Origin of the sequence: Myxococcus sp. CA005, assembly GCF_006518205.1 — a bacterium.
Taxonomy (GTDB): domain Bacteria; phylum Myxococcota; class Myxococcia; order Myxococcales; family Myxococcaceae; genus Myxococcus; species Myxococcus xanthus.
This window is the reverse complement of the sequence record NZ_SRLV01000054.1, coordinates 1-13,875: the sequence shown is the minus strand read 5'-3', so window position 1 is coordinate 13,875 and position 13,875 is coordinate 1. Positions and strand designations below refer to the sequence as shown.

Annotated in this window: 15 protein-coding genes, 3 tRNA genes and 1 riboswitch; of the genes, 10 read left to right on the top strand and 8 right to left on the bottom strand. The window is 68.8% G+C overall.

Going from position 1 to position 13,875, the window contains the following annotated elements:
- Positions 1–106 precede the first annotated feature (106 nt).
- Positions 107–397: a hypothetical protein gene (locus FMQ63_RS22980; RefSeq protein ID WP_011550513.1), complete on the top strand. Its 291-nt coding sequence runs from the start codon at positions 107–109 to the stop codon at positions 395–397.
- On the top strand, positions 397–1,302 hold the full coding sequence (locus tag FMQ63_RS22975; protein WP_011550514.1) for a tetratricopeptide repeat protein: 906 nt from the start codon (positions 397–399) through the stop codon (positions 1,300–1,302). Before FMQ63_RS22980 ends, FMQ63_RS22975 begins: the two co-directional genes overlap by 1 nt.
- Before the next feature lie 20 nt (positions 1,303–1,322).
- On the opposite strand, the gene FMQ63_RS22970 is transcribed toward FMQ63_RS22975, so the two are convergent.
- From FMQ63_RS22970 to FMQ63_RS22960, 3 genes are all read right to left on the bottom strand, one after another.
- Positions 1,323–2,237, bottom strand: a complete 915-nt coding sequence (locus FMQ63_RS22970; RefSeq protein WP_011550515.1) for a hypothetical protein — start codon at positions 2,235–2,237, stop codon at positions 1,323–1,325.
- A gap of 44 nt (positions 2,238–2,281) precedes the next feature.
- Positions 2,282–3,607, bottom strand: coding sequence for a magnesium transporter (gene mgtE, locus FMQ63_RS22965; RefSeq protein WP_011550516.1), 1,326 nt, complete (start codon positions 3,605–3,607; stop codon positions 2,282–2,284).
- A gap of 141 nt (positions 3,608–3,748) precedes the next feature.
- A complete protein-coding gene (locus FMQ63_RS22960) occupies positions 3,749–5,110 on the bottom strand; it encodes a hypothetical protein (protein WP_011550517.1) in 1,362 nt (453 codons plus the stop codon).
- 155 nt (positions 5,111–5,265) lie between these two features.
- Between FMQ63_RS22960 and FMQ63_RS37540 the strand changes: the two genes are divergently transcribed.
- The 5 genes from FMQ63_RS37540 to FMQ63_RS22940 all read left to right on the top strand — a co-directional run bounded on the left by FMQ63_RS37540 (position 5,266) and on the right by FMQ63_RS22940 (position 8,268).
- Positions 5,266–5,412, top strand: a complete 147-nt coding sequence (locus tag FMQ63_RS37540) for a hypothetical protein (RefSeq protein ID WP_011550518.1) — start codon at positions 5,266–5,268, stop codon at positions 5,410–5,412.
- A gap of 96 nt (positions 5,413–5,508) precedes the next feature.
- A tRNA-Gly gene (locus tag FMQ63_RS22955) sits at positions 5,509–5,580 on the top strand.
- 37 nt (positions 5,581–5,617) lie between these two features.
- A tRNA-Leu gene (locus FMQ63_RS22950) sits at positions 5,618–5,691 on the top strand.
- A 618-nt stretch (positions 5,692–6,309) separates the two neighbouring features.
- Positions 6,310–6,367, top strand: a riboswitch (guanidine-III (ykkC-III) riboswitch).
- A gap of 15 nt (positions 6,368–6,382) precedes the next feature.
- Positions 6,383–6,712 carry a multidrug efflux SMR transporter gene (locus tag FMQ63_RS22945; protein WP_011550520.1) on the top strand — a complete coding sequence of 110 codons (330 nt, stop codon included), beginning with the start codon at positions 6,383–6,385 and terminating at the stop codon, positions 6,710–6,712.
- 143 nt (positions 6,713–6,855) lie between these two features.
- The gene (locus FMQ63_RS22940) at positions 6,856–8,268 is read left to right on the top strand and encodes an NAD(P)/FAD-dependent oxidoreductase (protein WP_011550521.1); all 1,413 of its coding nucleotides are present in this window, start codon (positions 6,856–6,858) and stop codon (positions 8,266–8,268) included.
- Between the two features lie 141 nt (positions 8,269–8,409).
- On the opposite strand, the gene FMQ63_RS22935 is transcribed toward FMQ63_RS22940, so the two are convergent.
- Together FMQ63_RS22935 and FMQ63_RS22930 are read right to left on the bottom strand one after the other, a co-directional pair.
- On the bottom strand, positions 8,410–8,799 hold the full coding sequence (locus tag FMQ63_RS22935; protein WP_011550522.1) for a VOC family protein: 390 nt from the start codon (positions 8,797–8,799) through the stop codon (positions 8,410–8,412).
- 88 nt (positions 8,800–8,887) lie between these two features.
- Positions 8,888–9,682 (bottom strand): helix-turn-helix domain-containing protein, encoded by a 795-nt coding sequence (locus FMQ63_RS22930; protein ID WP_225909700.1) that lies wholly within the window; start codon positions 9,680–9,682, stop codon positions 8,888–8,890.
- An 83-nt stretch (positions 9,683–9,765) separates the two neighbouring features.
- On the opposite strand from FMQ63_RS22930, the gene FMQ63_RS37535 reads away from it, so the two are divergent.
- The 3 genes from FMQ63_RS37535 (at position 9,766) to FMQ63_RS22920 (ending at position 11,337) form a co-directional block, all read left to right on the top strand.
- Positions 9,766–9,918 carry a hypothetical protein gene (locus FMQ63_RS37535; protein ID WP_153881173.1) on the top strand — a complete coding sequence of 51 codons (153 nt, stop codon included), beginning with the start codon at positions 9,766–9,768 and terminating at the stop codon, positions 9,916–9,918.
- Between the two features lie 292 nt (positions 9,919–10,210).
- Positions 10,211–10,283, top strand: a tRNA-Arg gene (locus tag FMQ63_RS22925).
- A gap of 91 nt (positions 10,284–10,374) precedes the next feature.
- The gene (locus FMQ63_RS22920) at positions 10,375–11,337 is read left to right on the top strand and encodes a hypothetical protein (RefSeq protein ID WP_011550524.1); all 963 of its coding nucleotides are present in this window, start codon (positions 10,375–10,377) and stop codon (positions 11,335–11,337) included.
- Between the two features lie 30 nt (positions 11,338–11,367).
- On the opposite strand, the gene rraA is transcribed toward FMQ63_RS22920, so the two are convergent.
- The 3 genes from rraA to FMQ63_RS22905 all read right to left on the bottom strand — a co-directional run.
- Complete coding sequence (gene rraA / locus FMQ63_RS22915) at positions 11,368–11,865, bottom strand: ribonuclease E activity regulator RraA (RefSeq protein WP_011550525.1); 498 nt, start codon at positions 11,863–11,865, stop codon at positions 11,368–11,370.
- A 15-nt stretch (positions 11,866–11,880) separates the two neighbouring features.
- Positions 11,881–12,858, bottom strand: a complete 978-nt coding sequence (locus FMQ63_RS22910) for an aldo/keto reductase (protein WP_011550526.1) — start codon at positions 12,856–12,858, stop codon at positions 11,881–11,883.
- A gap of 93 nt (positions 12,859–12,951) precedes the next feature.
- A partial coding sequence (locus tag FMQ63_RS22905; protein WP_228556473.1) for a hypothetical protein occupies positions 12,952–13,875 on the bottom strand: 924 nt, incomplete at its 5' end.

Genomic DNA, 13,875 nt, shown 5'->3' with positions numbered 1-13,875 from the left:
AGCGCCCAGAACGGCCCTGACACCGGGTGCTCCATGACACACCCGACATCCCTGTCCCAAAATCGCGAACGCGGCTCCTGGCGCCAGGCGAGCGAGCGGGGCGTCAGTGACGACGCGGGCGAATCCGGGTACAACCGCCGCCGTGAGACGCGCCTTGTGCGGAGCGTTCGCCGCCATCGCGGTGGGCCTCTTCGGATGCAACGACTTGGAAGTCTGTGGCTCGACGGCCAGCGCCATCACGCGTGATGGCGGGGAGCCCTACCGCTGCGTCACGTCCGAGGACTGCCCGCGCACCTCGCGGGTCAACGTCTGCGTCACCGACGTCTCGCCAGTGGAAGTCTGCGTCCGCTGTCAGGACACGAAGTGCGTCACCGTGACGCCGGAGGCCTGCGACTGATGAAGTCCTTGCGGCTCGCGCTCGCCGTGCTGTCCCTGGCCGCCACGGCGTGCCGGGACAAGCCCGTGGACCATCTCCAGCGGGCCCGTGACGCCACCTTCGAGAAGCGGCCCGACGAGGCGCTCGTCGAGTACCGCAAGGCCTTCGACGCGCTTCGCCACGACTCCTCACCGGAGGCGCTGGTGCTCCGCGCGCGCGCCCTCAAGGGGGCCGCGGATGTCTACTGGCTGGAGCAGCGCAAGGTGAAGGAGGCGGTGGGCGTCTACCGCGAGCTCATCCAGCAGTGCCCCGAGTCGCCGGAGGCGCTCGAGTCCCGCATCATCCTGGCGGACCTGCTGCGCGTGCATTACCGCGACCTGCGCGGCGCCATCGACCAGCTCACTGCGGCCCTCAAGCTCAATCCGCCGCAGGGCGCGGAGCTGCACTACCTGGTCACCAAGCTCTACTTCGAGTTGGGCGACTATCAGCAGTGCGAGCTGGAGACCCGCCGAGTCATGGAGCGCTTCCCCACGAGCGCCTACGTGGATGACGCCCTGTACCTCCAAGCCCAGGCCATCGCGATGATGGAGGGCCGCCGCCAGGAGGCCTCCCGCACCTTCGCGGACCTGCGCACGCGCTTCCCGGACTCCGAGCTGGCGCCGCACGCCCTCTTCGAGATGGGCAAGCTGCGCGCCGACGCCGGAGAGAACGAGAAGGCCATCGAGACGTGGGTGGATGCGCTGAAGACACACCCTGACCCCGCGCTGGTGCAGGACTACATCGCGAGGGCGCGTCGGCGCATCGCCAACACCACGGCCGCGGGCGTGGGGCAGCGCGAGGTGGCCTTCGACCGCGTCCGCCCGGCGCGTACGTCGCTGGAAGCCGTCGGTGGCCGCCCCGAGGAAGCCGCGCACGAGCACGACTGACGCGGGGCGGACGCGCCGCCCTACGCCGGGACGTCCAGCGTCGCTTCCAGCAGGTTCGCGGGGCCCGCCCCATCTTCGGAGAGGGCCGCCAGGAGCAGCCGCACGCGCCCCTGTTCCACCCGGGCATCCACGCCTGTCACTGTCACGTGGCCCTCCAGCGCGTCGAGGAACTGCGGCGAGCCATCCGGCGCCAGCACGCCCACGACGGAGCCGCTCACGGTTGCCGTCGGGCCGGTGCTCCCCGCGGTCGCGGTGAAGACCATCCGCCCGCCAGGAAGCGGCGACGCCGCCGTGAAGGACAGCCGCATGCCTCCGGCCTGTCCCAGCTCCCATCGGCGCGTCATGCGCACTACGTCCGGGCCCAGCGCGCCGGCTTCCAGTCCGCGCAGTACCCGCTCCGCGTCCAGGTCCACGAGGGCGTCGGTGCCGGGCTCGCCGCTGCCGCGCTGGAGCAACCGCATCAGTCCGCCCGACATCGCCGCCCCGGCGATGCGGAGCGGTCCGAACTCCCGGCTGATCTGGGTGTACAGCGCCGTGACGTCCACGGCCCGGGCATCTCCCGCCAGGGTGCCGTCCGCGCCCAGGGCGACCAGCGCGCCGCGCTGCCTGCCCGCGGAGATGCCCGACGGCAGCATCAGCAGCGAACCGTGGGGCGAGCTGCCCTGGGGCGCCAGCAGGCAGGGCACCTCCAGGTCGGGCTGCGACGACTTGAGGGAGACGGGCGCTTCGGGCTGGTGGTTCGCGAAGAGCACCACGCCATGACCGGGACTTGCCCTCGACAGGGGGAACGCGGCCAGGTGCAGCGGCTCATCCGCGACGGTGTAGAGCCAGTCGCCCGAGCGGACCAGTCCGATCGAGGCGGTGACGTGAGACGGACGTCCTGGCGCGGCGGGCGCCTCCAGGTCGAGGGTGCGCCGTGGGGTCAGGTGAAGCATGGCCGTGTCTCCCGCGAAGCCGCGGCCTCACGGGCCCCGGCGCTTCAGAGCAGCGTACCGCGCAGCAGGAGGCTGGCGACGGTGAAGTAGATGAGGACGCCGCTAACGTCCACCAGTGTGGCCACGAAGGGAGCGGAGGCGCTCGCGGGGTCGAAGCCGAACTTTCGCAGCACCAAGGGCAGCATGGAGCCGGCCAGGGTGCCGAACGTCACCACGCCCAGCACGGACAGGGCGACGGTGATGCCCAGCACCAAGGCGTGCTCCCCGTAGACGCCGGAGATGGAGTTCCAGATGAGGATGCGCGCCAGACCCACCACACCCAGCACCACGCCCAGCACCAGTCCGGAGAGCAGCTCTCGGCGAGCCACGCGCCACCAGTCCCTCAGTCGCATCTCGCCCAGCGCGAGCGAGCGGATGATGAGCGTGGAGGCCTGACTGCCGGAGTTGCCGCCCGAGGAGATGATGAGCGGCACGAAGAGGCTCAGCACCACGGCGGTGGCGATTTCGTCCTCGAAGCTGCTCATCGCGGTGGCGGTGAGCATCTGCCCTAGGAAGAGCACCAGCAGCCAGCCGATGCGCTTCTTCAGCATGCCGAAGAAGCCGGTCTCGAAATAGGGCGCCTCCAGGGCCTCCATACCGCCGGCCTTCTGGATGTCCTCGGTGGCCTCTTCCTGGACGACGTCGACGATGTCGTCCACCGTGACGATGCCCTTCATCCGCTGCTGGACGTCGAGCACCGGCAGGGCCATGAAGCCGTGCTCGGTGAACAGCCGGCTCACGGCCTCCTGGTCGGTGTCTTCCGACACGGTGATGACGTCGCGCTGCATGACGTCCGCCACGCGCTTGTCGCTGGCCGTCTGGAAGAGCTGACGCAGGGACAGCACGCCCAGCAGGTGCTGTTCGGCGTCGAGCACATAGGCGTAGTAGACGGTCTCCACCCGCTCCCGCGCCTGCTTGCGCAGGTAGCTGATGGCCTCGTCGATGGACATGTCCGGCCGCACGCGAGCGAAGCGCGGATTCATCAGACCGCCGGCGTCGTCCTCCGCGTAGGCCAGGAGCACGTTGACTTCGCGGCGGCTGGCGTCGTCGAGCTGCGAGAGGATGGACTCCGCCTGCTCGGGCTCCACCGCCTGTACCAGGTCGGCCAGGTCGTCCGGGGGCAGCAGCCGGACCCAGGTCCGTCGCTCGGCCGGCTGAAGGTGGAGGATGAGCTCCGCCTGCTCACGCGCCGACAACGCCAGGAAGAAGTCGTCCGCCACCGAAGCGGGAAGCAACCGGAAGCCCTCCAGCCGCTCATCGACGGAGAGCACGGGCCACGCCTCGTGCAGTTCCTCCATGGAGAGCGCGGCGCTCTGGGGGCTTTCCATCATGGGGGCTCACCTCCGGGCGTGTAGGGTGGAGCGCGTGGTGCCGCGGCGCGCGGGCCTCTCTACACCCGGAAGGCCAGGTATCGCGAGAGGCAGGCAGGCGACATTTCGCGCTTTCCTTCCGTGTGTGCCCCAACCGTCTCGTTATTTCAACGAAGACGCACGCCGTTCGTACACCCGCGTGCCGCCGAGGCCCTGCCCGCCGCCGGCCTCCCAGTAGAAGCGCGGAGAGAGGGTTCGCAGTCCGGGAGACAGGTCCGCGTTGCCCGGCAGCAGCTCCAGTCCCAGCGGGCCCTGTGACTCGGGCGGCACGGGCACTGCGGAGCCGATGCGTGACTGCCGCCACTGGATGAAGGGGATGGCGAAGCCGGGGCGGAGGGGCGCGCTCACCAACTCGAGCGGCGCGTCCACGACCAGGGTGCCTCGTTCGGTCAGCGCGCCATCCACCGCGGCCCACCGGTACAGCGTCTGTCCTGGCTGCGGCGGGAGCAGGGTGTCCACGCGGGTCCACACCGCGCCAGCCTCGATGCCCGCTGGCACGCCCGGCAGGCGCTGACACGGCGCCTCCGAGGCGACGAAGGCCCCGCTCGGGCCCAACCGGAACGTGCACGCGCGGCTGTCGGGTTCCTGCGTCACCTGGATGACGCTGACCGTGTCGGGGCCCAGACGCACGAGCAGGCCCAGCACCATGTCGACGCCGAAGGGCAACTGGTTGGCCCGTCCCCACGGAGTGGGGGTGGCACCAACGACGACACCTTCTGAGGTGAAGGCAAAGCGGTGCAGGCGCTCCGAGTCGAGCACCCACAGCTCATCCGCGGTGGCGAGCCGGTTCTGGATGACCTTCATGGTGTCGCGCTGGTTGAGCAGGAGCGAGCCGGTGAGTTCGAGTTCCGAGCCCGTGTCGACGAAGCGGCGCACCCGGTCCTCGCCCACGACCCAGACGACATCTCCCGCGACGGCCACGTCGGGCATGCCGGAGACGCCGCCGAGTGGCGTCTGGGTTCCGTTCGCCGTGTGCACCGCCACACCGTCACACAGCCAGGTGCCATGCGTGGTGCGGTCCAGTTGCGTGCAGCGGGGCAGCGGGAGCACTGTCGGCTCTCCTCCGGTCCACGCGCGTGACACGTAGGCGCCGAACTGCTGGAGGCTGCCCACCGGGGCGAAGGCGACGCGGACGTGGTGGCGTCCGGTGGTCGTCGGGGTGAAGCGGACGGTGGCCGCCTGTCCATTGCCGGTGAGGGACGCCTCCGAGGCCACGGCGTGGTTGTTCGGGTCGAACACCTCCGCCGTGATGCTGTCGGGGACCTGGGAAGTATCGAGGCCCTCACAGGTGGAGTTCAGGCTCGGCTGGACATGGAGCTCCGCCGGGAGCTCCAGCGACAGCAGGGGCGGGAGCTGTCCCAGGCCTCCTGGCAGCGGGACGAGGTCGCAGTCATCGCCGGTGTCCGCACACCCGGACAGGAACAACATCGCGGACCATGCGAGCAGGCAGGGAACGGTCTTCATCGAGGGGACGCCGCCCGGGTGACCTCGGCCTGGGGGAGGCGGCGCAGGCTCCAGGGCCTTCTTACCCCATCCGCTGGCCGGGCCGGTGACAGGCGTGGTGCCGTGTCAGGCCCCGCGCTTCCAGCGCGTCATTTTTCACAGAAAGGAGCGGTGACATGCAGACGACGAACCTGACGAGCCCGATGAATCCCGACACCTTGAACGACACTGTCATCGGCATCGGCGTGCTCGCGCCCGTCGCCCTGCTGCCCGCTCCCGTGCTGCCTGGTCTACCCATTGGCGGTAGATGGCCCGGACTCTGACGCCTTTCGCCCGTCCATCGACGTGGCATGGCAGGCCAGAGGTCGGGCTCCCCGAGGGAACCCGGCCTCTTTCTTTTCCGGGTCGTGGCAGCACATGCGGTCGTGGCCGAGTGGTCAGGCCCCTGGTCGCCATCCAGGTGAACACGGGTTCGAATCCCGTCGACCGCTTTCCGGCAGCCCACCCGGGTTGCCGTCATCGAAGAACGCCGCGGTAGCCCAACTGGTAGAGGCACTGCACTCAGAATGCAGATCGTGCGGGTTCGAATCCCGCCCGCGGCAAGTTTTCCGAGTCCAAGGACGCATGGTTGGCAACGGCCTTCGTCCGTGTTGCACCTGTGTCGCATGTGGGCGCAACAGGCAGGTCCCCAGGACGCTGACGGCGTTCCTCCGCGTATCCGGCCTGAGATGGGCGTACCGCTTTTCCGTCATGTCGATGGCGGCGTGTGGCCCATCGATCCTGAATGACCTTCCGCGGAACGCCTCGGAACGCCTCGCATGGCGAGGTGGCTTGCGTCGGTGTGGCGCAAGTCGAGCCAGCCGATGATTCCCACCTCGCGAGTGATGCCCGCTCGTCGAAGCGAGTGCTGAAGCGGCCTGTCCATCCTGTGGGCAGTCAGCGGCTTGCCGTCATCCAGGCAGAACACGTAGGGCCCGCGCAGGTGCCGGTGCTCCTTGATCGCGTCCGTCACCCAACGCCAGATGGCCCGCCTGGTTCGACGACTACAACCGCTGCCACCCTCATCGCGGTCCGTATTGCCAATTCCCAAGCCTGAGCTGTCCGATTTGACGAGGGCAGCTCCACTGCCCAGCATCCAGCCTGTCGACTCACAAGCTACTGCGGTGGACAAAACGGCCTCGCCGGGCTAGTAGGCCAGCCGCACCAGCTGCAATCAGTTCAGATTGCAGCCCTGCCCGGACGAGATGCGCCGTACCCGGTTACGTAAGACGACGCCCTGACCAGGGGTGCGTCATGTCGTGGCTGCTTGTTCTCGTTGCTGGGTTGCTGGAGACGTGCTGGGCTGTGGGCCTCAAGTATACGCAGGGCTTCACCCGGCCTTGGCCCAGTCTCTTTGTTGCCGTCACGTTGATTAGCAGCTTGGCGCTGCTGTCCATTGCGATGCGCACGCTGCCGGCCGGAACTGCGTACGCGGTTTGGGTTGGAATTGGGGCCTTGGGCGCCGCGCTTGTTGGCATCGTGCTCTTCCGTGAGCCGGCCACACTGGGGCGCTTCTTCTTCCTCGGACTCATGGTCGTCTCTGTCATCGGCCTGAAGTTCACCAGCGGCGGGGACGCGCACTAGGGGCTGTCTATCCGAGCGCGCGCAGTACGTATCGAGCCCTGGCGACGACGCGCGCTGCGCCTATCGGCTGAGCCTCATCAACGCCATGGTGGCGCACCACGGTTACTCGGCCGTGTGCGACGGCCAGGTGAAGGAGATGTCCCATGGACCCCATCACGCCTCCGCTCGCCCTCGGCCAGAAGCACGTCGTCGTGCTGGGTGCGGGCTTCGCCGGACTCACGGCCGCCAAGGCGCTCGCGCGCCACTCGGCGCTGTACGTGACGGTCCTCGACCAGCGCAACCATCACCTCTTCCAGCCGCTGCTCTACCAGGTGGCTACTAGCGGACTGAGCCCCGCGGACATCGCGGTGCCCATCCGCTCGCAGTTCGCACGCAAGCCCAATGTGTCGGTGCACTTGGGCCGCGTCACGTGGGTGAACCTCAAGGAACGCTGGGTGGGCGGTGAGGGCGACGTGCGGCTGCGCTACGACTACCTCGTCATCGCGTGCGGCGCGCAGCACAGCTACTTCGGCAAGTCGGAGTGGGAGGACTTCGCCCCGGGACTCAAGACGCTGGAGCAGGCGACGGAGTTGCGCCGCCGCATCCTCAGCGCCTTCGAGCAGGCGGAAAACGAGCGCGACGCCGAGCGCCAGCGCGCGCTCCTGAGCTTCGTCGTCGTGGGCGCGGGCCCGACGGGCGTGGAACTGGCGGGCGCCATCGCGGACATCAGCCGCACGGTGCTGGTGCGCGATTTCCGTCGCATCAAACCGTCCCGCGCGCGCGTCTTCCTCGTGGAGGCGGGCCCACGCATTCTGCCGTCCTTCAGCGAGAAGCTGGGAGTGCGTGCGCACCGCGACCTTGCGGCCCTGGGCGTGGAAGTGCGCACGGAGGCACGCGTGACGGCGGTGGACGCCGAGGGTGTGATGCTCGGCTCCGAGCGCCTGGCCTCGCGCACGGTGGTGTGGGCTGCAGGTGTGCAGGCCGAGTACCTCACGCGCGGGCTCGGCGTGCCGCTGGACCGCGCGGGGCGCGTGCAGGTGGCGGCGGATCTCACGCTGCCCGGCCACCCGGAGGTCTTCGCCGCGGGTGACGTGGCCCACGTGGAGCTGGACGGTAAGCTCGTGCCCGGTGTCGCGCCTGCGGCCATGCAGATGGGCCGGGCCGTGGCGCGCAACGTCCTCGCGGACCTGCGCGGCCGCCCCCGCACGCCCTTCCGCTACAAGGACAAGGGCGCGATGGCCACCATCGGCAAGCACCGGGCCATCGCGGAGACGGGCCGCGCCAGGCTGACGGGCTTCGTCGCGTGGGTGGCGTGGCTCTTCATCCACGTCTGGTACCTGGTGGGCTTCAAGAACCGCTTCGGCGTGTTCGTCACGTGGGTGTGGAGTTACCTGTTCAGCACGCGCGGCGCGCGGCTCATCACGGAGCGCGAGTGGCGGTTGAGTCCGAAGGTCGCGTCTGAGCGCGCGCCGCACGCGGGCAAGGTGACGGCGGGCGACCCCACGGCGCCCACCAGTGATGCACGGCCGCCGGACGGGACGACGACTACGGCCGCTGCCGCCCTCGTCGCGGACTGAAGATGATGTCACCCCGCGAATTCCGTACTGCTAATTCCCAACCCCGAGCTGTCCGATTTGATGGGGGCAACTCCAGGCGCGCTCCTGCTGGGGTTTCGCTCCACCCGGTCGCGGGTTCGAATCCAGTCGTCCCGACTGCCACTACCCCTCCATCGGCGAGCAGAGCTCCACCAGGACGCCGTTGATGTCTCTCACGTAGGCCACCGTCTGTCCCCAGGGCTTCTGCTTGGGAGGTTGCGTGGCCTCGGCGCCCGCCTCCACGGCGCGTGTGTACGCGGTGGCCACGTCGGGAGTGACGAGCGCCAGTTCGATGGCCGCGGCGTCTTCCTTCGGCCGCAGATGGCGCACGGTGAAGCCATGCTCCTTCGCCGCGCCTTCCTCGACGAAGGCGAGGGCGGTGGTGCCTGTCTCCATCTCCGCGTAGCCACCGCTCTCGTGGATGAAGCGGCGCGCCAGTCCGAAGGCCTTCTCGTAGAAGACGATGGCGGCGCTCACGTCCGGTACGTAGAGGATGATGTAGCCGAGCTTCATGGCGGACTCCTGTTGGTCAGTGGGACGTCTGTGTGAGTGCGTCGTCACACGGATGGCACGGGCCTGTCTTGAAGGAATCGGACAGCGCTCAACCCACGAGTGCGGTGGGCGACACGCCGGCCAGTTCCCGCACGTCTCGTGACAAATGCGCCTGGTCCGCGTAGCCGCATTCGAGCGCGACGTCACACAGGTCCGTGCCCTCACGGGAGCGCAGCAGGGACACCGCCCGCTGGAGGCGCAGCACGCGCGCGAGCAGCTTCGGCGGTACGCCGGCTTCGTCCAGGATGTCCCGGTGCAGGGTGCGCTCACTCACGCCCAGCTCGCGAGCGAGCGCGGCCATGCGCACCTGTCCCGACGAGGCTTGGAGGTGTCCCAGGGCCTGGACGGCGCGCGGCTTCGCCATGCTCCGGAACGAAGCCCAGCGTCGGGCGATGGTGCGCTGGAGCAGGGCCATGGCCTGGGCGGGCGAGGCGCAGTCTTCCATCCGCCGCTGAAACTGCATGAGGGCGGGCGAGCAGTCCTGGGCGGAGACGTTGAGTCCGCAGAGTTCACGCGGACTGACACCCAGCAGGGCCTGCGCCCAGCCAGGGCGGAGCCTGACGCCCAGGCTCACCCCGCCGGGCTCGAGGTCGACGAGGATGAAGCGCTTCATGGGGCCGACGACGGCCAGCCGGGGTGCGGCCAGCCACACCGGGCCTGGGGCGTGTTGGAATCCGAAGATGAGGTCGGTGCAGCCATCCGGAAGGACCCGGTGCTGCCGGGGGAGGGGGACGTCGTGGGGCTTTCGGGGCACCCAGAACTGCCAGAACGCGTCCACCGCATCCGCCATCTCGATAGGCGGTGCCCACTGGGTGTAGCCCTGCTGCTGTGCGTCCTCCGCCATCGCGTCCCTGTCTTCAGCCCGTGCACAGCCTGTCAGGCCCTGTGCGGCCATTGCGTCCATTTCCCATGAAAGGAGCGGTGGCCATGAAGACGGCGAACCTGACGAGCCCGATGAATCCCGACACCCTGAACGATACTGTCATCGGCATCGATGCGCTCGCACTCGCTGGCCGGGCCACCGCTCGTGATTCCAAGCGGGGGGCGACCTCCCGTCGAGATCTCCCGCCTGGGTTTTGACCCACCGTGCCCCGTCGAAGGACAGGGCATGGCAGGCAAGAGGCCGGGCTCCCCGAGGGGACCCGGCCTCTTTCTTTTCCGGGTCAACCCCACTGCTCCGGGATGCGATTGGAATCGCAGCACGGCCGTCTACCGTGTGAACAGGGTTCGATTCCCTGTCGGAGCGCTCATCCCCGAGGTGACGCCCATGAATCCCCTCCCCATCGAGTCCGAGCCGGAAGACCTGTTCGACGGCATCGCTTCCTTCTGACACCGCGCCTCGTGGCTGGGGCGCTCTCGCAGTCGCAGTTCCGGTCTTGTAGCTCAGGGGATAGAGCACTCGGTTGCGGACCGAGAGGCCGCAGGTTCGACTCCTGCCAGGACCACTCCTCCTTCAGTTGTCTGGTGCACCGTGGGTATGGCAAGTGAGGGCCATTCCGTCATGGATGACGCGACCTCCCTCTTGCTGGACACTCCGTGAGCCCGGTCACCCTGCAAATCAACCTCGCGCCGACGGACTATCCGCACGCGCGCCTCATCCTTCCGCATCAGTTGCGCCAGCTCGGGCCCTCCGTGCAGGAGGTGCTGCTCGTGCTGGACCTGCACCGCAGCCAGGGCAGCCGCTTCGCGGGGGCATGGCTGGAGCGAAAGCCGAAGATGGACGCGCTGCTGTCGGAGCTGTCCTCGGCGGATCCGCGCATCCGGCTGGTGGAGGTGGACTACTCCCCCGCCGTCACGAAGTCACTCTCCGAGCAGTTCTTCGGAGGCTCCCGGCTGCCCATGAAGGACTCGCGCGGCGGGCCCTTCCATTCCTACTTCTTCGGGCTCGCGGCGGCGAAGCACCCGCACGTGATGCACCTGGATGCCGACATGCTCGTCGGCGGAGCGTCGCGCGCCTGGATGGCGGAGGCGGCCGCGCAGCTCGCGTCACGCGAGGAGTTGGTGAGCTGCAGTCCCTTGTCGGGCCCGCCGCGTGCGGACGGGACGATTGCGGGAGACAGTCGCTGGTACGAGCCCGATGCACAGGGCTCCCACGCGTTCCGTTTCCGGCGCTTCAGTAGCCGGGCCTTCTTCGTGGACCGCGATGCACTGGTGCGCCGGATAGGCCCGCTGCAGGCGAAGCTGGCGCCGCCCATTCACGTGCTGCGTGCCTTACGCGCGGGCAATCCGCCGTACCGCGAGCCGGAGAACCTGGTCACCCGGAGGCTCAAGCGTCGCGGGTTGTGGCGGCTGGACTTCCTGGGCGCCGCGCCGGGCCTGTGGACATTGCATCCCCAGTACCGTTCGCCCACGTTCTACGAGCGGCTGCCGGAGCTGGTTTCGCGAGTGGAGTCAGGGGACATGCCTGACGCCCAACGCGGCCAGGAGAACGTGCACGACTGCCTGGTGGACTGGTCCGATGTGAGGGCCGCGCGGCGGAAGTGGTGGCGACGCGGGTAGTGCCCGCACTTCCGCCCGGGGCCTCTGGCGTCAGCCCAGGGGCGACTCGGAGGTGACGATGCCGTCCAGATCCGCGTAGACGTAGTGGCCGGGGCGGAAGGTGACTCCGGCGAAGCGGACCTCCACGTCACGTTGTCCCTCGTTGCGTTTGAGGCTCTTGAGCGGGTGGGTGCCCAGCGCCTTGACGCCGATGCGCATGCGGCCCACGTCCTCGGCGTCTCGGATGCAGCCATTCACCACCACGCCCGCCCAGCCATTCTGCTGGGCGAGCAACGCGAGCTGGTCTCCCACGAGCGCGCAGCGGCGGCTGCCTCCTCCGTCCACTACCAGCACCCGGCCCTGGCCGGGCTCCTCCAAGGCCTTGCGCACGAGGGAGTTGTCCTCGGGTGCCCGCACCGTGCTGATGGGACCCGCGAAGGTCCGGACGCCGCCGTAGTCCTGGAACCCGGGCTCGGCAATCTGGAACCGCGGCGTGCCCGCGTGGGCATCGCAGAGGTCGGCCGTTTTGAAGTCGGTGAACGTGCTCATGGGCTTCGAGCCTTCTCAGGCCTCGCGGGACGACGCAACGTCCAGGGCGCGGAGGTCCTCCTCCGTCAGTTGCAACGTGAACGCACCCAGCAGTTCCTGTGTCTGGCTGGCGGACGTCGCGCTCGCGATGGGCGCCACGATGGTGGGCTGAGCCGCGAGCCACGCGAGCGCGACCTGGGCGAAGTTCGCTCCCGGATGCCGGCGCGTTACGGCCTCCAGGGCATCAATCACCGCCCAGCCTCGCGCGTTTCCATACTGCTTCAGCACGCCTTCGGCGCGGGCCGACTTCGGAGGTGGCTGGTCCTTGCGGTACTTGCCCGTCAGGAAGCCCGAGGCCAACGCGAAGTAGGGCGCCACCACGAGCCCTTCCCGTTCGCAGATGCCCCGGAGCGATGACTCGAAGTCCTTGCGCTCGACGAGGTTGTAGTGCGGTTGCAGCACCGCGTACCGGGCGAGGTTGTTGCGGCGGGACACCTCCAGCGACTCGGTGAGCCGCTGCGGGGAGTGGTTGCTGGTGCCCAGTGCGCGGACCTTGCCGGCGCGCACCAGCGCGTCGAAGGCCGCCATCGTCTCCTCCACTGGCGTGTCCAGGTCCTCGTAGTGCGCGTAGTAGAGGTCGATGACGTCCACCTGCAACCGGCGCAGCGAGGCCTCCACGCTGCGCTGGATGTGCTCGCGGCCCAGGCCCTTCCCCAGCTCTGTTTGCGAGCCCACCTTGGTGGCGATGACGACGCGCTCCCGAGCGCCGCGCGACTTCAGCCACTTGCCGATGAGCGTCTCCGACTCGCCGCCGCGGTTGCCGGGGACCCAGCTCGAATAGACGTCAGCTGTGTCGATGAAGTTGCCGCCGTTGTCGACGAAGGCATCGAGCACCGCGAACGAGGTCGCCTCGTCGGCTGTCCAACCGAAGACGTTCCCTCCCAGGCACAGGGGGGATACCTGAAGGCCCGTGGTTCCGAGTGCCTTGCGTGCTTCGAGCTTCGTCTGGGGCATTGCCTGTCGCTCCCTCGGTGAGTGGTCGGCCCGCGGGCCGTGGCCGGCGTAGCTAACGCGTCCCGAGGCAGGGTGCAGGTCAAAATGCCCCGTTCATCGGTGAGAGTGTCTCCGTGCGGTATCGAGCATTTCCCACCGCTGGGGATGCTCCGCGAGCAGTGCAATCCAGGGATTCACTTCGTCTCGAGCCGCGGCGTTCGTGTCACGGAGCCGCTCGAGGACGGGCACGGCGCGGCTCAGGCCCAGCCGGGAGATGGATTCCAGCAGCGCTGCGCGCACGCTCGCCTCAGGCTCAGCGCTGTAGCGGGCGGCGAGTGCATCGAGGCTCGCGGAGAGCTCTGTCACGGGCGAGGTCGCCAGGGCCCGTGCAGCCGCGGCACGCACGACGGGGGACTTCGGTGACTGGAGCAATGTACGGACCTGCGCCACGGACGGCCCTCTCACCGCTTCGATGGAAGACGCGCCCAGGAGTCCTGCTGCCGTGGCCGGGTCTTCCGCGACGGTGGCCAGCGACACCGCTCGCTCCGCCACCACGCGGTAGCGGCCGGCGTTGCGAGCAGCTTCCTCCCGGAAGTTCTCCACCGCGGCCGCGCGGACTTCGGGCGCTGCGTCCGTCACCCAGTCGCGGTAGACGTCTCGGCCCTGGAGGACCTGGATGCCCAACAGTTGGGTGGAGGGCTCCCCCGTCTGTTGCAGTGAACGAATCAACACGGCACGCAGGCGCGCGTCGGGTGTCTCACTTACGCGGTCCACCAGCCGCTCCAGGATGCGGGCCTGTCCCTCCAGGGCGTAGCGCAGCACCCAGGTGTCGGAGAGCAAGGCCAGCACGTCAGCGTCCTGCTCGTCGCTGAGGTGCTGCCAATGCACGTCCTCGGACAGGGACTCCACGAGTCCGCGGAGCTGTTCTCGCACGTAACGCCGATACGCTGGTGAGGCGTGGCCCTGGCGATATTCCGCGAGGAGCGCGGTGAACTCACACGGCACTTCCTTCAGCGGCTGCGCATGGGCGGGCAGGGG